Annotated in this window: 1 protein-coding gene; it reads left to right on the top strand. The window is 56.9% G+C overall.

Going from position 1 to position 209, the window contains the following annotated elements; genetic code table 11:
- Nucleotides 1-192 (top strand): hypothetical protein (locus tag QCD69_RS22810; protein ID WP_301253605.1); only part of this gene is annotated, 192 nt, incomplete at its 5' end.
- Between the last annotated feature and the right edge of the window lie 17 nt (nucleotides 193-209).

Genomic DNA, 209 nt, shown 5'->3' with positions numbered 1-209 from the left:
CTTTACGTACTGATTTTGACAGGTATACAGGCTCAGGCCGCTACCCAGGAAGAAACACTCACAGTAGCCGCCGCGCCGCATAGCGAAGCGGCTCCGCCCGACAGGCAGGTCACGCTGGGTAACCAGGGCAAGCAGGAAATACGCAATACGCCCTGGTCCGTTCAGCAAGTCTCCCCAACGCTGAAGCTGTGACTTATACACATCTGACG

The sequence above is a fragment of the Erwinia sp. PsM31 genome (genome assembly GCF_030433775.1).
GTDB lineage: Bacteria > Pseudomonadota > Gammaproteobacteria > Enterobacterales > Enterobacteriaceae > Erwinia > Erwinia aeris.
The sequence above is the reverse complement of the archived record's forward strand: the minus strand, read 5'-3'. Positions and strand labels throughout refer to the sequence as shown.